Source organism: Oceanicaulis sp. UBA6590, from assembly GCF_002433705.1.
In the GTDB taxonomy this organism is placed as follows: Bacteria; Pseudomonadota; Alphaproteobacteria; order Caulobacterales; family Maricaulaceae; genus Oceanicaulis.
On record NZ_DJIQ01000062.1, the window covers coordinates 211,976 to 212,218 of the forward strand.

The following is a 243-nucleotide window of genomic DNA, read 5'->3' on the forward strand; positions in this document are numbered from 1 at the left end:
CCGAGCTGCAGGAACGCGGCGAGCTCTTCGAGATGATGACCTATCCCGGTCAGCGTCACGGCGTGCGCCCGCCCGCCCTGCAACAACATCTGTGGACCACGATCTACGACTTCTTCGGCCGCGAACTGGCCGAGGAGGACGAGGAGTAAGTCTATCGGCGGACCAGACGCGAAAACCCCGGAGCCAAGCTCCGGGGTTTTTTTCTGGATAGTCAACTGACTGTCATCCCGGACGCGAAGCGAT